The organism is Rhodococcus sp. AC861, from assembly GCF_979256035.1.
Window position 1 is genome coordinate 55,940 of sequence record NZ_CEEDMW010000007.1, and the last position, 17,095, is coordinate 73,034.

Genomic DNA, 17,095 nt, shown 5'->3' on the forward strand with positions numbered 1-17,095 from the left:
CGTCCGGCTCGTGACGACGGGCGATCACGTGGGGCGACGGTGGCGGAACAGCACGAGCGTAGCGCGAGCGACTGCGGTGAGCAGTGGCATCGGAAGATGGTCACCTCGGTGATACATCGGCTGTTTAGGGTGTCGAATGCCGTCGAACTGGCCCGAAGGGTGCGTGACAACGCTTCACCTGCCCGAAACATCAGAGGTATTGCTTTCGGGCACGGGGTGGCGCACTATGACTCGGGTCACCTTCGCAGGGTGTACAGAGACCCCGCACGGACTCCCGGACTGCAGCGACGCGTCCCGGTCGTCCCACTCCTGCTCCCCACGTGAGAGCCGACAGAATTGGATGGCACATGAAACGAATCGGAGTCGACGTCGGTGGAACCTTCACCGACCTCGTGTTGTGGGACGACGACGGCACCGTGGTGGTGCACAAGACGCCGTCGACCAACCACGATCCCTCGATCGGCACGATGGACGGCATCGCTGTCCTGGCCGAGCGGGCTGGAATCGACCCGGCCGAGATCGACATGTTCTTCCACGGCACGACGGTGGCCACCAACATCGTCCTCGAGCACAACGGGTGCGACGTCGGAATGATCACGACGGAGGGGTTCCGCGACCTCCTGCACATCGCACGCAAGAAGCGACCCCTCAACTACTCCAACTACCAGGATCTGCCGTGGCAGAAGTGGCAACTGGTACCGCGGCGGAACCGGCGCGTCGTTCCGGAGCGTATCGACGCCTCCGGCGCGGTCCTGACACCCCTGGACGAAGATGCTGTGCGGGAACAGGTTCGGCTCCTGCGCGAGCGAGGCGTCGACGCCATCGCCGTCGCCTTTCTGCACTCGTACCGCAACCCGACCCACGAGCAGCGGGTCAAGGCGATCATCGCCGAGGAGTTCCCCGGCGTCTTCGTGTCGCTGTCCAGTGAGGTCGCTCCGCAGTACCGCGAGTACGAGCGCTTCTCCACCGCCGCGCTCAATGCGTTCATCGGGCCGAAGACGTCGCAGTACATCGAGAACCTCGCACAGAAGGCGAGCGCGGCACAGGTCGGCGAGGACGTGCACCTCATGACCTCCGCCGGCGGACTGGTCACCTCCCGGAGCGCCAGTGAGATCCCCGTGTCACTGCTGACCAGCGGCGTGGTCGCCGGTCTCCTCGGCGGCTGCGCCATCGGCAAGGCGTCGGGCTTCCCGAGCGTCATCACCCTCGACGTCGGCGGCACCTCGGCGGACGTGGGAGTGGCGCCCGACGGCGCACTGCGGATGAAGCACCTCCTGGACACTCGCATCGGCGATTACCACGCGATGGTGCCGATGGCGGAGGTCGACACCATCGGCGCCGGCGGTGGCTCCATCGCGGTGGTCGACGACGGCGGCATGTTCCGCGTCGGACCGCGCAGCGCCGGTGCCGTTCCCGGACCTGCGTGCTACGGCCACGGCGGTACCGAGCCGACCTCGACCGACGCGATGGTCATGATGGGGTGGCTGCGCGAGAACAGTTTCCTGTCCGGCACCATGCGGGTTCAGCCGGAACTCGCCCGCACCGCCATCCAGACCCACATCGCCGACATGCTGGACGCGCCTCTCGACGAGGCGGCGATGGGCATCTTCAAGATCCTCGCGCACTCCATGACGGAAGCCATCAGCCTGCACTCGGTGCGCAAGGGGTACGACCCCCGCGACTTCTCCCTCATCGCGGAAGGTGGAGCAGGGCCGCTGTTCGCGTGGCAGATCGCCGATCAGCTCGGTATCCCGCGCGTCATCGTGCCCGGCCACCCCGGCATCACGTCGGCGGTCGGTCTGCTCACCACCGACATCCGCTACGAGGAGCCCACCACGGTGTGGACCTCGTCGGCCGACCCGGACATCGAGCTGCTGCGTCAGCAGGTCGAGCGGCTGTCCGAGCAGGCAGTGGCCCAGTTGCGGGCGGACGGGGTTGCACCGGAGAACATCTCGCTCGAGCGCAGCGTCGACTGCCGCTACGTGGGGCAAGGGTACGAGCTCCGCGTGCAGGCACCCGACGGCGAGATCGACGACGTCTGGGTGAAGACGACGGCCGAGGCCTTTCACGAGGCGCACGGGCGCACGTACTCCCAGCGCTTCGACGACAAGCCCGTGCAGCTGATCAACGTCCGTGTCACGGGCGTCGGTGCGGTGCCTCACGTGCGCATCGCCGACATCGAGAAGGGCACCGCCGACGCCTCCGCCGCGATCAAGACCACGGCCCGCGCGCTCTTCTGGAAAGACGACACCGCGAAGCCCGAATGGGTCGAGACCCCGGTGTACGAGCGATCTCTCCTGCTGGCGGGCAACAGGTTCGACGGACCCGCCATCGTCGAGCAGTTCGACTCGACCACCATCGTCGGAATGAATCAGCACGCCACCGTCGACGCCGTCGGCCACATCATCATCGAGAGGAACCTCGCATGAGCAAGACGCTGATGCCCACCACCGGAGTTTCGTTGGCGGGTGACTCCACGCGCACGTGGAACGACGTGGAGGTCGATCCGATCACGCTCCGGGTGATCGGCGGTGCCCTGCAGTCGATGGCCAAGGAGATGGCCCAGGTGCTCTACAGGATGGCGTACTCCAGCCTCATCCGCGAGTCGGAGGACCTCGGCGCCGGCATCTTCGACATCAATGGGCGTGAGCTGTGCGAGTCGGATTCCACACCGATGCACTGCGGTTCGATCCCCGCCTACATTCGGGGTGTCAACCGCAGGCTTGCGGGAACGTACGAGCCGGGTGACGTGATCCTGCACAACCATCCGTACCACGGCGCCGCACACTCGCCGGACTACGGCGTCATCATCCCGATCTTCTGGCAGGGCGAACACATCGGCTTCGCGGGCTGCACCGGCCACGTCTCCGACGTGGGCGGCAACTTCCCCGGACTGTGCATGGACGTCGTCGACGTGTGGGCCGAGGGCAAGCTCATGGACTCGATGAAGATCTACCAGGCGGGCGTCCGCAACGACTACCTCATCCAGCACATTCTCGACAACGTCCGCACCCCCGAGCAGAACCGTGGCGACCTCGAGGCCCTGATCGCGTGCTCGCGGATCGGCGAGAAGCGCTTCACGGAGCTGCTCGAGAAGTACGGTCTCGACACCGTCATGAGTGCGGGCGAACGGTGGATGGACTACTCGGAGTCCATGCTGCGTGCCAAGATCCGCGAGATTCCCGACGGCAGCTACGAGGCACCGATCGGCTACCTCGACGACGACGGCAAGAACCGCGACGAGCCGCTGAAGGTGGCCGTACGCGTGCAGGTCGAGGGGGAGGACATCCTGATCGACCTCACCGGCTCGAACAGTCAGGTCCCCACCGCCTTCAACGTCCCATTCGAGGGGTCGGTCCTCCCGGTCGCGGTCTCGGCGATCCGGACCATTCTGTTGGACGAGGACCTCACCGAGGACTTCGTTCCGCAGAACGACGGCTGCTTCCGACCCGTCAAGGCGTACGCACCCGAGGGCACCATCTTCAACCCGGACTTCCCGGCGTCGTGCTTCGCGCGTTTCTCTCAGGTGAACCGGGTGTTCGACTCGATCAATCTCGCTCTCGCACCGGTCCTTCCGGACCATGCGATCGCAGGATCGTCCGCGGCGCTGTGTGCCATCGCGTACTCCGGAATCGCGCCCGACGGCGAGTCGTACTGGGTGTACATCGAGATCAACGAGGGGTCGTACGGCGGCCGCAACGGCAAGGACGGCATGGACGCCGTCGACGCGCTGATGGCCAACACCCGCAACAACCCCATCGAGGAGCTCGAGCTCAACCACGCCATGCGGGCGCTGCGATACGAGCTGCGCGACGAGGCACCGGCTCCCGGCAAGTGGCGTGGCGGTATCGGCAGCGTGCGCAAGTGGTTGATGGAGACCGACACGTTCCTGGGCTCCGAGGCGGACAACCGCTCGGATCCGCCGGCGGGAGCACTCGGTGGGCACCAGGGCGTCTCGGGTGCGTTCACTCGTAACGCCGGGACCGACCGCGAGGAGGTGCTCTACTCCAAGGTGACCCAGGAGACGATCCGTGCCGGTGAGACCCTGGAAATCAAGCTCCCGTCCGGTGGCGGCTTCGGCGATCCCTTCGAGCGGGACCCGTTCCAGGTGTTGAGCGACGTCTGGGACGAGTACCTCACCGAGGAGGACGCGCGACGCGATTACGGTGTGGTCGTGAACACCGCATCGTGGACCGTCGACGAGGACGCGACGGCGGAGCTGCGAGCGCGGAGCGCAGCCTGACCGAGAGTGGGGGACAGGCCGGTGAGACACCGGACCTGTCCCCGCTCGCTCTCGACCTTCGGTTGGGGAGTGTCATCCGATGGATCGATGCACCCCCGGCCGGCGAGGGGCCTCTCTCCGGGAAAACCGTCGGGGTCAAGGACAACATCGATGTCTCCGGCATCGAGACCACCTGTGCCTCGGCCTACTTCGCCGACCACCGGGCGGACCACGACGCGGACGTGGTGACACGCCTACGTGCGGCCGGCGCTCGGGTGACCGCGAAACTGAACATGGCCGAGTTCGCCGTCGGCGTGACCTCGCAGAACTCGGCCGCGGGGCCGTCACGTAACCCGTGGGACCTCGGCCGGGTTCCGGGTGGCTCCAGCGGAGGCTCAGGTATCGCCGTCGCGGCCGGAATCGTGGACGCCGCGCTGGGTACCGACACCGGCGGTTCGGTCCGACTCCCCGCCGCCGCATGCGGTGTCACCGGCCTGCGTCCGAGTAGAGGGTCGATCAGCACGGCCGGTGTTCACCCGGTCAGCGAGGAGTTCGACACGGTGGGCCCGATGGCGCGCACGGTCGGGGAGGTGGCCGCCCTGTTCGACGCACTGTCCTCCCGCTCGACCGAGAACGTCACGGGCACAGTCCGTGTCGGAGTGCCGGACGTGTTCATCTGCGCCGACGTGGACGAGGGTGTGGCCCGTACCGTCCGAAACGCCGTGAGCCTGTTCGCCGAGCTGGACGTGACGATCGTTCCCGTGTCGCTGCCCTTCGCGGCCGACGCCCAGGACATCGTCTACACGATCGTCTACAGCGATCTCGCGCGTCACCATCGAGCGAGGCTGCGTACGCAACCGTCCCTGTTCCAGGCGGCGACCAGAGAACGAATCATGCTGGGGCTCGGCATCACCGACGAGGATCGCGCCGCGGCGCACGAGGCGGGCGAACGGTTCCGAGCCCTGCTGCGTCCGGTCCTCGAGGACGTCGACCTGGTGCTGACCCCGACGATGCCCGTGGACGTGCCGCCCCTCGCCGGCGGTGACGGCGTGGTTGCCCTGTCTCGACGGATGGGTCAGTTCACCTATCCGTGGTCGTTGCACGACGGACCGACTCTCGCGCTGCCGGTGGGGTTCCACCCACTGTCGGGGATGCCGGTCGGTGCTCAGCTCACCGCTGCGCGAGGTCGAGAGAGTGTGCTCTTCGAGGCCGGGGTGCGGTATCAGGGCGCGACCGATTGGCACGAGCGACGCCCTGGCCGTCATACATCAGATGATTGAGCGGTAATTGTCGGAATCGCGGGTGACAAATCACCACGAACGCTGTCAATCATCGTATGTATCCCGTAAAGTCGGTGTTGCGTGGATCACCAACCGCACTGCAACCGAACGGATCAGGCGTCGGAGACGCCTCTCGTGGTCCGTCACTACATCGACCAGCCAGCGAGGAACAGATGTACAGACGCAGAGTCGCGCCGCTCCTGGCGGTACTCGGACTGACCGTCGGACTGACCGCCTGCAGTTCGGGACCGGGCCGCGACGCAGACCCCGCGAACCCCGTCACCATCGACGTGACGGTGTCGGCTGCCGCCGAGATCTACAGCATCCCGTGGCTCGTCGCACAGAAGCAGGGACTGTTCGAGAAGTACGGCGTCATCGTCGAGAACATCGTTCCGGGCAAGGGCGGCAGCGCGACCATGCGCACCCTCCTCGACGGCAACATCCCCATCGGTGAGGTCAGCTACCCCTCCATCGTGCAGGCCGACGCCGGTGGGTCCGAGCTGCGCATCGTGGGTGGCGGTACCCAGGGTCCGTATCCGATGAATTTCTATGCGCTGGCGTCGAACTCGGCGGTCGACTCGATCGACGACGTCCGAAGGTGGGCGTACACGCGACCGAACTCCGCGTCGGACGCACTCACCCGATTGTTGCCCTCCCTCGCCGGAGCGGATCCTGCGCGGATCGAGCGCGTGTCGTCGGGTGGAATCGGGGAGGGGTTGGCCCTGCTCGAAGCGGGTTCCGTCGACATCGCCCTGATTCCGTCCATCGTCGCCGAACAGCGGCCGGAGGACTTCAAGCTCATCGTCAGCAGCCCCGACTACATGAAGAGATTCCTGCAGTCGACCATCACCACGACCAAGGACTACGCCGCGAGCAACCCCGGCGTCGTCCGCGCGATCAACCACGGGTACACCGACGCGGTCGCCTCGATCAAGGCAGACCCCGTCGCAGCCGCCCGAATCTATGCGGAATACACAGGATTCGACGTCGAGTCGGCCACCGCCGTCGTCGAACGTGCCTCGTCCGTGGACACCTGGGGCGGCGGATTCGACACGGCATCCGTCGAGGCCGCCCAGTCGGGTGTGGACGCGTCGGGCAGCGACCGTGTGCCCGATTTCTGCACCCTGTTCGATCCCGAGTTCCTCGCCCCCGACGTCGACGACGACGTTCCCGGCGACTGCCCCGCCTGACCTGCTCCTCGAGAAGAAGGTATCGACGTGACCCACGCTGCGACCAGACCCCGACCCGAGACGTCGTCGGCCATAGCCATCGCCTCCTCGGTCTCCCGACACTTCGGTGACGTGACCGCCCTGCACGAGATCGACCTGACCATCGGGCGCGGTGAGTTCGTGTCGATCGTCGGTCCGAGTGGATGCGGGAAGTCGACACTTCTCGAGATCTTCGCAGGCTTACAGGATCATGACAGCGGTACGGTGACCATCGACGACCAGCCGATGAGTGGACCGCGCACCAAGACAGCAGTGATCTTCCAGGAGTCCGCGACGTTGCCGTGGCGCACCATTCGCGACAACGTCGCCTTCGCACTCGAAGTGCGGGGAGTCGGCAAGAAGGAGCGCCGCGAGCGCGCGGACGAGCTGCTCGCGACCGTCGGGCTCGCGCGATTCGGCGAACACTACCCGACGCAGCTGTCGGGCGGTATGCGACAGCGCGTCGCCATCGCACGGTGCCTGTCGATGGAGCCAGATCTCATTCTCGCCGACGAGCCCTTCGGCGCTCTCGACGAGCAGACCCGGCTCGTGATGTCCTACGAGCTGTTGAAGATCGTCGAGAAGCTCACCTGCGGAGTCCTGTTCATCACGCACAGCATCCAGGAGGCCGTGCTGCTTTCCGACCGCGTGCTCGTGATGAGCGCCCGCCCGGGCCGATTCATCGACGAGGTACCGATCGATCTGCCGCGGCCCCGGTCCGAGGACGTGCTGGCCAGTCCCGATGCCGTCGCGTTGCACGAGCGCATCTGGTCGACGCTGCGGGACGAGGCCAAGAAGACGATGAGCATCGAGCCGTGAGCACCACCGAACGCAGCTCCGTCGTTCCCGGTTATCTGCGGCCGGCACCCGCCACGTCACTGGGGTTACCGGCGTGGGGGTGGACCGTGGTCATCCTGGTCGCTGCATTGGTGGCCGTCGATATCGCGGCACGATTCTTCGCGTCCCCCCTCGACATCGTTCCGGTGTCCGACATGTTCTTCACCGCCCTCCGACTGCTGACCGAGACGGACTTCCTCGTCGACGCTCTGGGGCGGACGCTCGGCATCATCGTGGTCGCGTTCGTGCTCAGTTCCGTGTTCGGGGTGGCCGCGGCCTACGTTCTGTGGCGATTCGAGTTGTGGGACAGAGCGTTCCAGCCATACCTGAACGTGTACTACGCGGTGCCCACCTTCGCGCTCTACCCGATCATGGTGGTGCTGTTCGGTGCCGGCGTCGCACCCATCGCCATTCTGTCGACCATCTTCGCGTTCGGTGTCGTGGCCCTCAACGCGCGAACTGGCTTCAACGCCGTGTCGCCCATCGTCACCAAACTGGGCACCACGCTGATGCTCAGCCGCTGGCAGTACTTTCGGTCGATTCTCTTGCCGTACGCGTTGCCCAACATCGTGACAGGCCTCAAGTTGGGGCTCTCCTACGCGATCATCTCGGTGCTCGCCAGCGAGTTCATCCTGTCGACACAGGGTCTCGGGCATTTCATCTCCATCGCGTACGACAGCTTCGATATCGCCGACATGTACGCAGGCATCCTCGTGGTCGCGGCCATCGCCCTGATCGCGACGTTCGGCATCTCCGCCGCCCTCAACCGATTCGATTGGAGGCGTCGCTGATGAGTCGCTCCGTGGCCACTCTGCCCCCGACCATCGCCGCGCCGGCCGTAGCGCCCCGGCGTCGAGGTGTGCACACCGCACGTCGTGTGGTGCCGCCGCTCGTGGTGGCAGTGCTCGCCGTGGTGATCTGGTGGGTGTCGGCTGTCGTCGCCGACAGTCTGATCTTCCCGACGCCGCTCGAGGCGATGCGATCCTTGGTCGCCGATCTCGGGAATCCGGACTTCCGTGCAAACGTGCTCGACTCGCTCCGCATCCTGGTGCTCGCCTTCCTGGGCAGCACGATCGTCGGGTCGCTCCTCGGCCTCGCGCTCGGGCTCACCCCGTTCTGGGCCCGCACGGTGGTCCCGATCTTCTATGCGATCAACAGCATCCCGAAGATCGTGCTCTACCCGATCTTCCTGTCGTTCCTGGGTATCGGGGAGCTGAGTCGCGCGGGCTTCGCGTTCTACGCGGCCTTCATTCCCATGTTCCTGGTCGCCGTGGAGAGCACGGCGTCCGTGCAGCGGATCCACCTGAAGATGGCCGCGTCTCTGCAGGTGAGTTGGCCACGGCTGGTGCGGCAGATCGTCGTTCCGTCGGTGCTGCCCTCGCTCGCGACGGGTATGCGCATGACTTTCGGTCTGGCGTTCCTGGGTCTACTTCTCGCCGAGATGTTCTCGGCATCGAGCGGCATCGGGTACGAACTGCTACGCAACGTCAGCCTGATCCGCATGGAGAACATCATGGGAACCGTGGTGCTGATTCTGGTGATGGCGCTGCCGCCCACCATGGCGTTGCAGTGGTTCGAGAACCGGGTGACGTCCAAGTACGGGGGCTGAGTATAGGGCTGCGGGGGCTATCTTTTGCGCGACTCGGCCTTCTTGTTCCGGTTCCGCTCGATCGCCGCACGGACCAACCCGGCCAATGCCTCCGCGTCGACGACGTCACCTTCGAAGAGTTCGTACGAGCGCCGCTGCTTCCCGCCGAGCTCACCATTGAAGATGCCCTCCGGGTCGTCGAGCGATGCCCCGTACTGGAAGCCGAGCTTCACTTTCGCTTTGAAGATGTCGCCGACGATGAGTGGCCCGTCGAGATCCCAGGCGGGGGAGCCCATGTACTTCCAGCCCTCGATGATGCCGTCGTCCACCGACAGAATTACCCGTCGTGCTTCCGCCAGGGCGGCACCGCGCCAATCGGGGTGTCGGGCGATCAGTGCGTCGATCTCGTCGCTGGGTTCCACGTCGCTCCTTCGTCCGGTCTGGAAGACAGACTAGGGCCGTTGAGCAGTTTCGGCCCTCAGGTGTGTGGAGTTCCCCCGAGCAGCCGTCCGACGGCCAGATCGACGTAGGCATCGGCGATGTCGTCGATGCTCATGTCACCGTCCTCGTGGTACCAAGCGCTGATGCCGTTGAGCATGTCCACCATCGCGAACGCGGCGAGGCGGGCGTCGGGCACGGTGAATTCGCCGGTCCGCATCCCTGCCGCAATGACGTCGCGCACTCGACGCTGGTATCGGCGGCGATAGTCCTCGATCGTGGCTCTGTGTTCCGGGATCAGCGATGCCAGTTCGTGCAGGCCGACGATGTACTCGACGCGCCGCCGTGTGAGGTGCCGCAGATGGGCCCTGACCAGACTCGACAGGCGTTCGGTCGGCGTGCCGGGGGCGTCGAGGAGCGGCAACGTGTCGTCTGCCGGCTCCTGAGTCACCGTCAGGCAGATGGCGAAGAGGATCTCTTCCTTCGACGTGAAGTGGTGATACAGGCTTGCGCCGCGGATGCCGACGGCGTCGGCGATGTCCCGCATGCCGACGTTGGCATATCCGTCACGGGCGAAGATCTGGGCGGCCGTGGACGCGATGTCGGTCTTGCGGCGACGGCTACGGATGGCCCGCGGTGCGTCGAGTCCGTCGTCGGGCGTGCTCACACAGGATCCTCGACGACGGCCATGGCGCGGAGCTCGCGCTTGAGGATCTTGCCCTGCGCATCGACCGGAAGTTCGCGGACCACGTGTACCGATTTCGGCGCCTTGTACGACGCCAGCTCGGTGCGGCAGAACTCGATGATGGCGTCGGGATCGGGCGTCGTTCCCTCCGCTGCGATGACGAACGCGGTGACCGCTTCGGACCAGTAAGGATCCGGCATGCCGACAACAGCTGCCCGCGCCACCTGCGGATGGGCGTGGATGACGCGCTCCACCTCCTGGCTCGACACGTTCATACCCCCCGACTTGATCATGTCCTTCATGCGATCGTAGAAGAAGAGGTTCCCCGCGGCGTCGACACGCACCATGTCGCCCGTATGCACCCACCCGCCGCGGAAGACCTCGGCCGTCCTCGCCTCGTCCTTGAAGTAGCCGAGCATCACCGACGGTGTGCGGCAGACCAACTCGCCGATCTCGCATTCCTGTCCGTCCGGGTCGACGACCTTGACCTCGAGGTGCGTGACCGGCTTGCCGATCCAGGAGGCGTCGCCTTCCGGGATGTCGTCGAGAGTACTGAACCATCCCACCGAGCCGAGTTGGGACAGTTCGGACTGCCCCCAGTAGGTTCCCCAGATGGCCTCGGGCGCGGCAGACGCCCACGCGGAGATGGTGTTCGGCGATACCTGGCCGCCGTAGGTGAGGCACCGGCGGACCTGACCGACCGAGTCGGAACCGAACGTGGATTCGCGTGCGAGGGCGAAGTAGAACGTCGGGGTCTGCGCGATGACGGAAATTTTCTCGTCGGCAATGATCCGAAGCGACGTCGTGGGGTCGGCGGTCGCGGGAAGAACGAGTGTCGCGCCCATCAGCGTCAATGTCGTCATGGATCCCAGGCCGGCAATGGTGTGGAACGGCATGACGAAGAGCCACGTGTCCTCCGGACCGGTCCGCAGCCCCCAACTCCATGCCGGAGCAGTCGAGATCAGGAAGTTGCGATGAGGAATCATCACGCCCTTCGGCGCAGCTTCCGTCCCCGATGTGTAGATGACCATCGCGATGTCGTTCTCGTCCATCTCGACGACCGGCTCGCTGTCCGGCGTCTCGGCGGTCAGGCGTGCGTACTCTTCCCCGAACAGGATCAGCGTCGTGTCCTCCGGCAGAACGCTTCTCACGATGTCACCGAATTCGGAACTTGCTACCACGACCGTGGGTTCTGCGTGTTCGAGCTGGTGCCGCACCTCGGGCGCACGGTAGAGGACGTTGATTCCGGTGAAGGCGGCCCCGACCTTGAGCGAGCCGTAGTACGCAACGACGACGTCGATACTGTTGCGTGCCATGGACGCCACGCGATCGCCCGGACCCACGCCCATGTCGAGGAGCAGGTTCGCGAACTGGTTGGCGCGGCTGTCCAGCTGACCGTAGGTGGTGACCTGTCGCGCTCCGTCGGCGTCGTAGCTGATGAAGGCCGTCTTGTCGGGCTGGGTCCGTGCGTGCCGTCGAAGCTGATCTCCGATAGTGGCGCGGCCGGTGAGTGAACGATGCTGCGGGGCGAGTCCGGGCACGAGAGTCCTTGTCAGATCGCCGGAGCGGTGGACAGAGTGTCGGTGAACATGGGCTGCGAGAACGACTCCAGCGCAACGATCTCCTCCACGGGGCTGCGGGTGAGCTTCGTGGGGAACTTCTTCTCCGGGTAGCCGACGGCGATGTGAGCCGCGGTGATGTAGTCGTCGGGAATGGCGAGCATCTCGCGGATCGCGGGCTCCTCGTGACACAGCAGTGTGGTCACGGCTGTGGCGACGCCCTTATCGCGCAGGCTCAGGCAGAGGTTCTGCACGGTGGGGTAGATGGACGCTCCGCCGACGACGGACAGTCGGCCGAGTTCGTGGTCGGTGGGGTGAAGTCCGTCGAGCGCCGCGCACACGACGACGATTGCGGGGACCTCCGCGAGATGGCGGGCGAAGTAGTCGGCATCCTGCACGGTCTTCGGGAGTGCACCGACGGCGACGGTGCCGCCCGTGATGCCGGAGAAGTATGCGTCCCACATCGGCAGATAGAGATCCTGCAGGGCCTGCTTACGGGCAGCGTCGCGGACGACGATCCAGCGCACCGGCTGGCGATTGCCGCCCTGGGGTCCGAAGCGGGCGTGGTCGAAGGCACTGCGGAAGACCTCGTCCGGCACCGGGTCGCTCTTGTATCGCCGACACGTTCCTGTGGTGCGCATTGCCTCGACCAGTTCCATGAGAGTCCCTTCGCCTATCCACCGTTAGGTTGTATATCGCAGCATGCTGTGGCGCAGGACACATTGTCAAGACTTCTCGGGCAGATCGTCCGAGTCATCGGGACCTCTTGCCGACTGTTGCCTAACTGTGGTTAGTTCGAGGAAGGTCCCGGATGGACCGCCGAGGGAGGGCACGTGTCGACGTCCGAAACACCCGTCATCGACCGGTCGCGAGTAGGTCGCGCGGTCGAGTCCGCGAACATGCCCAGCCTTGTCGCGGTGCTCTACCAACTGACAGGCGACCGGCGCTGGCTCGTAGCGCCGTACCGCCCGACGCGCAGCCGGGGCATGGACGACAACGACAGCGGCGGATTCGGCCCCGATATCGCGGACGAGATCCGTACCGCGGCCGTCGACGCGATCGTCGCGTGGTCCGACGGCGCTCCGGTGGCAGTCCCCACACCGTCGGGCGAGCAGTTGGTCGAGATGATCAGTGCGGCCGTCGGTGAACCCGTGCCTGCGGAATTCGCCGAGATGATCGCCGAGGACATGGGGTTCGCCCGGCCGGAACCCCGGCATTCCGCCGCAACGAATCTGTCCGTCATCGTCATCGGCGCGGGTGTCTCCGGAATGTTGGCAGCGATCCGGCTGCGCGAGGCGGGGATCGAGCACGTGGTGCTGGAGAAGAACTCCGATGTCGGGGGTGGATGGTTCGAGAACACCTACCCCGGTGCCGGTGTCGACACCCCGAGCCACCTGTACTCGTACTCGTTCGCGCCCAGTGCCTGGACGTCGCACTTCGGCAAGCGTGACGAAGTCTGGCAGTACCTCAGAGATGTTGCCTCGCAGCATGATCTGAACGAGCGGATCCGATTCGATACCGAGGTGTCGACGGCGCAGTGGGATGCGGATCAGCGGTATTGGAGAGTCGAGACGACGACCGGCGAAGTCCTCACCGCCTCGGTCGTCATCACGGCGACCGGCCAGCTGAACAAGCCGAAGGTGCCGCCCATCCCGGGGCTGGAGACGTTCGAGGGCCCCATCTTCCACACTGCTCAGTGGCCGGCCGATCTCGACCTGACGGGCAAACGCGTTGCCATCGTCGGCAGCGGAGCCAGTGCGATGCAGGTACTTCCGGCGATCGCGCCGATCGTGGCGCACGCGACCGTCTTCCAGCGGTCGCCGCAGTGGGTCGCGTCGAGCGATGTCTACTTCGAGCCCATCGACGACGACGTCAACTTCCTGATGGACACCGTCCCGCTCTACCGGCTCTGGTATCGGGCACGACTCGCGTGGAACTTCAACGACCGCGTCCATCCCTCACTGCAGGTCGATCCCGACTGGGAGCACCCATCGGCGTCGGTGAACGCGGTCAACGATGCGCACCGCCGCGTCTTCACGCGGTACATCGAGAAGGAGCTCGCCGGCAGGCCGGACCTGATCGACAAGGCGCTGCCCGACTACCCACCCTTCGGCAAGCGGATGCTGTTGGACAACGGCTGGTACGCGGCCCTGACACGCGACAACGTCACGCTGGTCGCGGAGTCGGTGACCTCCATCGACTCCCGCCATGTCAGAGGACGCTTCGGCACCGCGGCCGAGGTCGACGTCGTCATCCTCGCGACCGGATTCGAGACTCACAAGCTGCTCACCCCCATCGACGTCCGGGGCCGATCGGGACGGTCGATCCGCGAGGCGTGGGGGCCCGAGGACGCCCACGCCTACCTCGGAATCACGGTGCCCGACTACCCGAACCTGTTCATCACCTGCGGACCGGGAACCGTTCTGGGACATGGCGGCAGCTACATCACGATCGCCGAATGCCAGGTTCGCTACATCATCGACCTGTTGTCCACGATGACCGAGCAGAGCATCGACGTGGTCGAGGTGAAGCACGAGGTGGAGCAGGACTACGTCCGGCGGCACGACGACGCGCACTCCCGCATGATCTGGACCCACGAGGGGATGGACAACTGGTACCGCAACGACGCCGGCCGCGTGGTCTCCACGTTGCCCTGGAGGATCGTCGACTACTGGCAGATGACACGCGAAGCCGACCTCGACGACTACGTGGTCGAGCAGCGGGTGTCCTCCTGATCGAGGCTAGATCAACCCGTGGAGCTCCTCGGCTCCCGCACGCAGGAAGTCGACGAGATCCCGACTGTCCCGTGTGAATCTGCCCGACGCCCCCTGCAGGCACAGAGCGCCGACGACATCGGAGTGCGCATCTCGCAGGGGCACCGCCAACGCCGCTCGTCCGATACGTGATTCGTCGCTCTCGACGGCGATGTCCGTAGCGAGAACCGTCGAGAGATCAGCGCGGAGGTCGACGTCGTCGACCAGGGTGTGCGAGGTGATGGCGCGCAACGGCTCCCGCGTCCGAGGGTAGTACGCCAACATCAGCTTTCCGACGGCGTGGGCGTGAGGGTTCCGCATGATCGTGGAGGCGGACACTGGCTCGTGATCGGGGTCGGTGTCCACCATGCGCAGAGCCCCGCCGCGGAACGACGCGACGTAGAGGCCGTATCGGGTCTCGGTCCGCATGGCGCCTAGAACGTCGGCGACCGTCCGGGTGGGCGCAGATGTGGTGGCAGCGTAGGCGAGTTCCGAGGTCCGCCTTCCGAGCGCGAAGCCCGACAGGTCCGGAACGCGCACCAGAAAGCCGTCGGCAACCAGGAAGTTCAACATGCGATACGCGGTTGCCGGTGGGACATGCGTGTGTCCCGCAATCTGTTTGGCGGTCGCACCGGGGCCCAGGTATGCCACGGCCTCGAGCATCGCGAGGGCCTTCTGCACGGCCTTGGGTTGTTGACCGCCGAAGCCTGTGCGCTCCTGTGCGTCGTTGCGTTGCGTCACCACCGCTACCGCCCGTGACGAGGAGCGCTCAGGACGGGCCTGCCGTCCGCATCGACGGCCAGCTCTGCGGACCCCGGTAAGAGATCGGCAGTTTCGATACTGTCGAACACCCCGATCGACCTGATGCTGGCCGGTCGCCAACGCTCCAGGATCGCGTACCACGCCGTTCCCGAGCCGCCGAGAATCACGAACCACGCCACGTAGAACCAGGTATCGAGGGACTGGACCACGACGAACAGAAGAAGGCTGGTTCCCGCGCCGGCCGCGAAGGCACCGCACAGCCGGGTCCACGTCGTGTGTTCGCCGATCCGCGCCAGGAAGTTGACCGCGGCGAACGCGACCATCGTGTATCCCAGGATGAGCGCGACCTCGACCACCACGTCGTATCTGCTCGCCACCTCGTCGGGGTCGTGGAACAAGGCGCCGATCATCGACGCTCCGACGAACACCATGACCGCCGCGTAGGGCGTCTTCCATCGAGCGTGAACATGTCGGAAGACGCCAGGAACGATGCGCTCGACACTCATCGAGAACACGAGTCGTGAACCGGCCTGGGCGAATCCGAGCGTGGAGGCTATCCACGACGAGCACACACCGACATTCACGGCGACGACCAGCAGCGAGCCGGCGCCCGAATCGACGCCGCCGAAATAGGCGTTCAGCAGAGTGCCCGCGTGGCCTGTCATTCCCGCCCATCCGGCGAAGACGTACAGCACTCCCACCAGAATCGGAGACAGGAGGACGGCGCGGGACACCGAGCGCAGCGGAGTCCGTGCTTCCGGACCGAAGAATGCCGCGCTCTCGAAGCCTGCGAGGCTGAGGACCGTCTGCATCGCAAGGAACAGGGCGAATCCGACAGGGGCCGACCACTGCGTCGACACGTCTACGGCGACAGGTGCACGGAACAGCAGCACGACGATCACTGCGAGAGTGCACAACTCGATGACGAGGATCGTCCGTGTGGCGAATCGGACGCCCCGAACGGCGATGAGCGCCACGACGACGGCGATCGCTGCGCACGCCGCGAGTGTGTAGTCGCCGCCGAGGCCGACACCCGTCACGTCGGCCACGCGCATCAGGTTGTCGCCGGCGTTGGACAACACGGAGATCGACACACCCAGATATCCGACCAGCAGGGCCGCGGCCGTCGTCAACGTCGCACGCCGTCCGAGTCCGTGCGCGACGAAGCTGTAGAGCGACCCCGACGCGGCGAGTCGCACAGTGAACTGGCGGATGCACAAGGCGACGAGTGCCATGACCAGAGTGGCGCCGATGATCGCGAGCAGTCCACCGACTCCGGCGCCGACCGTCGACATCCACAGCGCGATGAACACCATGCACGTGGCGGGCGCCATCGTGGACAGGGACTGACCCAACAAGTCGATCGGAGTCAGCCGGCGCCGTCCGAGTGCACTCAACGGCGAGTACACAGGAGTGGACGAGTGATCCGCTGCGGCGGCCTGATCGAGCGCGGCCCGAAGCGAGCTGGTGTTCATCGATCAGTCCTTCGGGTCGTCGGGCATCAGGAAAACGCACTGTACGACTCGACCGTTTCCTTCATGTTTCCGTGATGACAGCGGTGGGTGCGCCAAGTGGGAATCGGTCGTCAAAGTCGCGGATCGCCGGCGCTCGCCAGGTGACGTCGTCCACACGACCGCGCGTGACGGAGCTCTGAGCTGCCCTTACGCGAGAACTCGGGGTCCATGTCGAGCAGCGCAGCACGTAACGCACACGCAGCGATTCCGACGCATCCGCCTTTCATGCTCTTTCTCAGCCGGACCGAT

The 17,095-nt window shown here is 65.7% G+C and carries 14 protein-coding genes; 8 read left to right on the top strand and 6 right to left on the bottom strand.

Annotated elements, in window-relative coordinates; genetic code table 11:
• Positions 1-347: 347 nt before the first annotated feature.
• The 7 genes from AC0IX4_RS20520 to AC0IX4_RS20550 all read left to right on the top strand — a co-directional run bounded on the left by AC0IX4_RS20520 (position 348) and on the right by AC0IX4_RS20550 (position 9,156).
• A complete protein-coding gene (locus AC0IX4_RS20520; protein WP_471830789.1) occupies positions 348-2,429 on the top strand; it encodes a hydantoinase/oxoprolinase family protein in 2,082 nt (693 codons plus the stop codon).
• Positions 2,426-4,243, top strand: coding sequence for a hydantoinase B/oxoprolinase family protein (locus AC0IX4_RS20525; protein ID WP_082042838.1), 1,818 nt, complete (start codon positions 2,426-2,428; stop codon positions 4,241-4,243). The genes AC0IX4_RS20520 and AC0IX4_RS20525 overlap by 4 nt, the downstream gene beginning before the upstream one ends.
• Positions 4,189-5,502 carry an amidase gene (locus tag AC0IX4_RS20530; RefSeq protein WP_231568576.1) on the top strand — a complete coding sequence of 438 codons (1,314 nt, stop codon included), beginning with the start codon at positions 4,189-4,191 and terminating at the stop codon, positions 5,500-5,502. Before AC0IX4_RS20525 ends, AC0IX4_RS20530 begins: the two co-directional genes overlap by 55 nt.
• Before the next feature lie 173 nt (positions 5,503-5,675).
• Entirely contained in the window at positions 5,676-6,692 is a 1,017-nt protein-coding gene (locus AC0IX4_RS20535; protein WP_307091761.1) for an ABC transporter substrate-binding protein, read from the top strand.
• Between the two features lie 27 nt (positions 6,693-6,719).
• Positions 6,720-7,529, top strand: coding sequence for an ABC transporter ATP-binding protein (locus AC0IX4_RS20540; RefSeq protein WP_471830790.1), 810 nt, complete (start codon positions 6,720-6,722; stop codon positions 7,527-7,529).
• Complete coding sequence (locus AC0IX4_RS20545; protein WP_042575955.1) at positions 7,526-8,338, top strand: ABC transporter permease; 813 nt, start codon at positions 7,526-7,528, stop codon at positions 8,336-8,338. The genes AC0IX4_RS20540 and AC0IX4_RS20545 overlap by 4 nt, the downstream gene beginning before the upstream one ends.
• Positions 8,338-9,156, top strand: coding sequence for an ABC transporter permease (locus AC0IX4_RS20550; RefSeq protein ID WP_328811421.1), 819 nt, complete (start codon positions 8,338-8,340; stop codon positions 9,154-9,156). The genes AC0IX4_RS20545 and AC0IX4_RS20550 overlap by 1 nt, the downstream gene beginning before the upstream one ends.
• A gap of 17 nt (positions 9,157-9,173) precedes the next feature.
• Here AC0IX4_RS20550 and AC0IX4_RS20555 read toward each other — a convergent pair whose 3' ends face one another.
• From AC0IX4_RS20555 to AC0IX4_RS20570, 4 genes are read right to left on the bottom strand one after another with little or no spacing between them, the layout of a single operon-like run.
• A complete protein-coding gene (locus AC0IX4_RS20555; protein WP_042575957.1) occupies positions 9,174-9,557 on the bottom strand; it encodes a DUF1801 domain-containing protein in 384 nt (127 codons plus the stop codon).
• A 56-nt stretch (positions 9,558-9,613) separates the two neighbouring features.
• The gene (locus AC0IX4_RS20560; RefSeq protein ID WP_471830792.1) at positions 9,614-10,240 is read right to left on the bottom strand and encodes a TetR/AcrR family transcriptional regulator; all 627 of its coding nucleotides are present in this window, start codon (positions 10,238-10,240) and stop codon (positions 9,614-9,616) included.
• Entirely contained in the window at positions 10,237-11,799 is a 1,563-nt protein-coding gene (locus tag AC0IX4_RS20565; protein ID WP_471830793.1) for a class I adenylate-forming enzyme family protein, read from the bottom strand. The genes AC0IX4_RS20560 and AC0IX4_RS20565 overlap by 4 nt, the downstream gene beginning before the upstream one ends.
• An 11-nt stretch (positions 11,800-11,810) precedes the next feature.
• On the bottom strand, positions 11,811-12,476 hold the full coding sequence (locus AC0IX4_RS20570) for a nitroreductase family protein (RefSeq protein WP_471830795.1): 666 nt from the start codon (positions 12,474-12,476) through the stop codon (positions 11,811-11,813).
• 174 nt (positions 12,477-12,650) lie between these two features.
• Between AC0IX4_RS20570 and AC0IX4_RS20575 the strand changes: the two genes are divergently transcribed.
• Complete coding sequence (locus AC0IX4_RS20575) at positions 12,651-14,552, top strand: flavin-containing monooxygenase (RefSeq protein ID WP_471830796.1); 1,902 nt, start codon at positions 12,651-12,653, stop codon at positions 14,550-14,552.
• Positions 14,553-14,558: 6 nt separating this feature from the next.
• Here AC0IX4_RS20575 and AC0IX4_RS20580 read toward each other — a convergent pair whose 3' ends face one another.
• Both AC0IX4_RS20580 and AC0IX4_RS20585 read right to left on the bottom strand, forming a co-directional pair.
• Complete coding sequence (locus AC0IX4_RS20580) at positions 14,559-15,311, bottom strand: IclR family transcriptional regulator (protein ID WP_231568761.1); 753 nt, start codon at positions 15,309-15,311, stop codon at positions 14,559-14,561.
• A 5-nt stretch (positions 15,312-15,316) separates the two neighbouring features.
• Positions 15,317-16,807 (bottom strand): APC family permease, encoded by a 1,491-nt coding sequence (locus AC0IX4_RS20585; protein WP_471830798.1) that lies wholly within the window; start codon positions 16,805-16,807, stop codon positions 15,317-15,319.
• Between the last annotated feature and the right edge of the window lie 288 nt (positions 16,808-17,095).

Excerpts from the sequence above, each read along its gene's own strand:
- AC0IX4_RS20570 (WP_471830795.1), bottom strand. The coding sequence starts at position 12,476 with ATGGAACTGGTCGAGGCAATGCGCACCACAGGAACGTGTCGGCGATAC.
- AC0IX4_RS20550 (WP_328811421.1), top strand. The coding sequence starts at position 8,338 with ATGAGTCGCTCCGTGGCCACTCTGCCCCCGACCATCGCCGCGCCGGCC.
- AC0IX4_RS20535 (WP_307091761.1), top strand. The coding sequence starts at position 5,676 with ATGTACAGACGCAGAGTCGCGCCGCTCCTGGCGGTACTCGGACTGACC.
- AC0IX4_RS20525 (WP_082042838.1), top strand. The coding sequence starts at position 2,426 with ATGAGCAAGACGCTGATGCCCACCACCGGAGTTTCGTTGGCGGGTGAC.
- AC0IX4_RS20520 (WP_471830789.1), top strand. The coding sequence starts at position 348 with ATGAAACGAATCGGAGTCGACGTCGGTGGAACCTTCACCGACCTCGTG.
- AC0IX4_RS20585 (WP_471830798.1), bottom strand. The coding sequence starts at position 16,807 with ATGAACACCAGCTCGCTTCGGGCCGCGCTCGATCAGGCCGCCGCAGCG.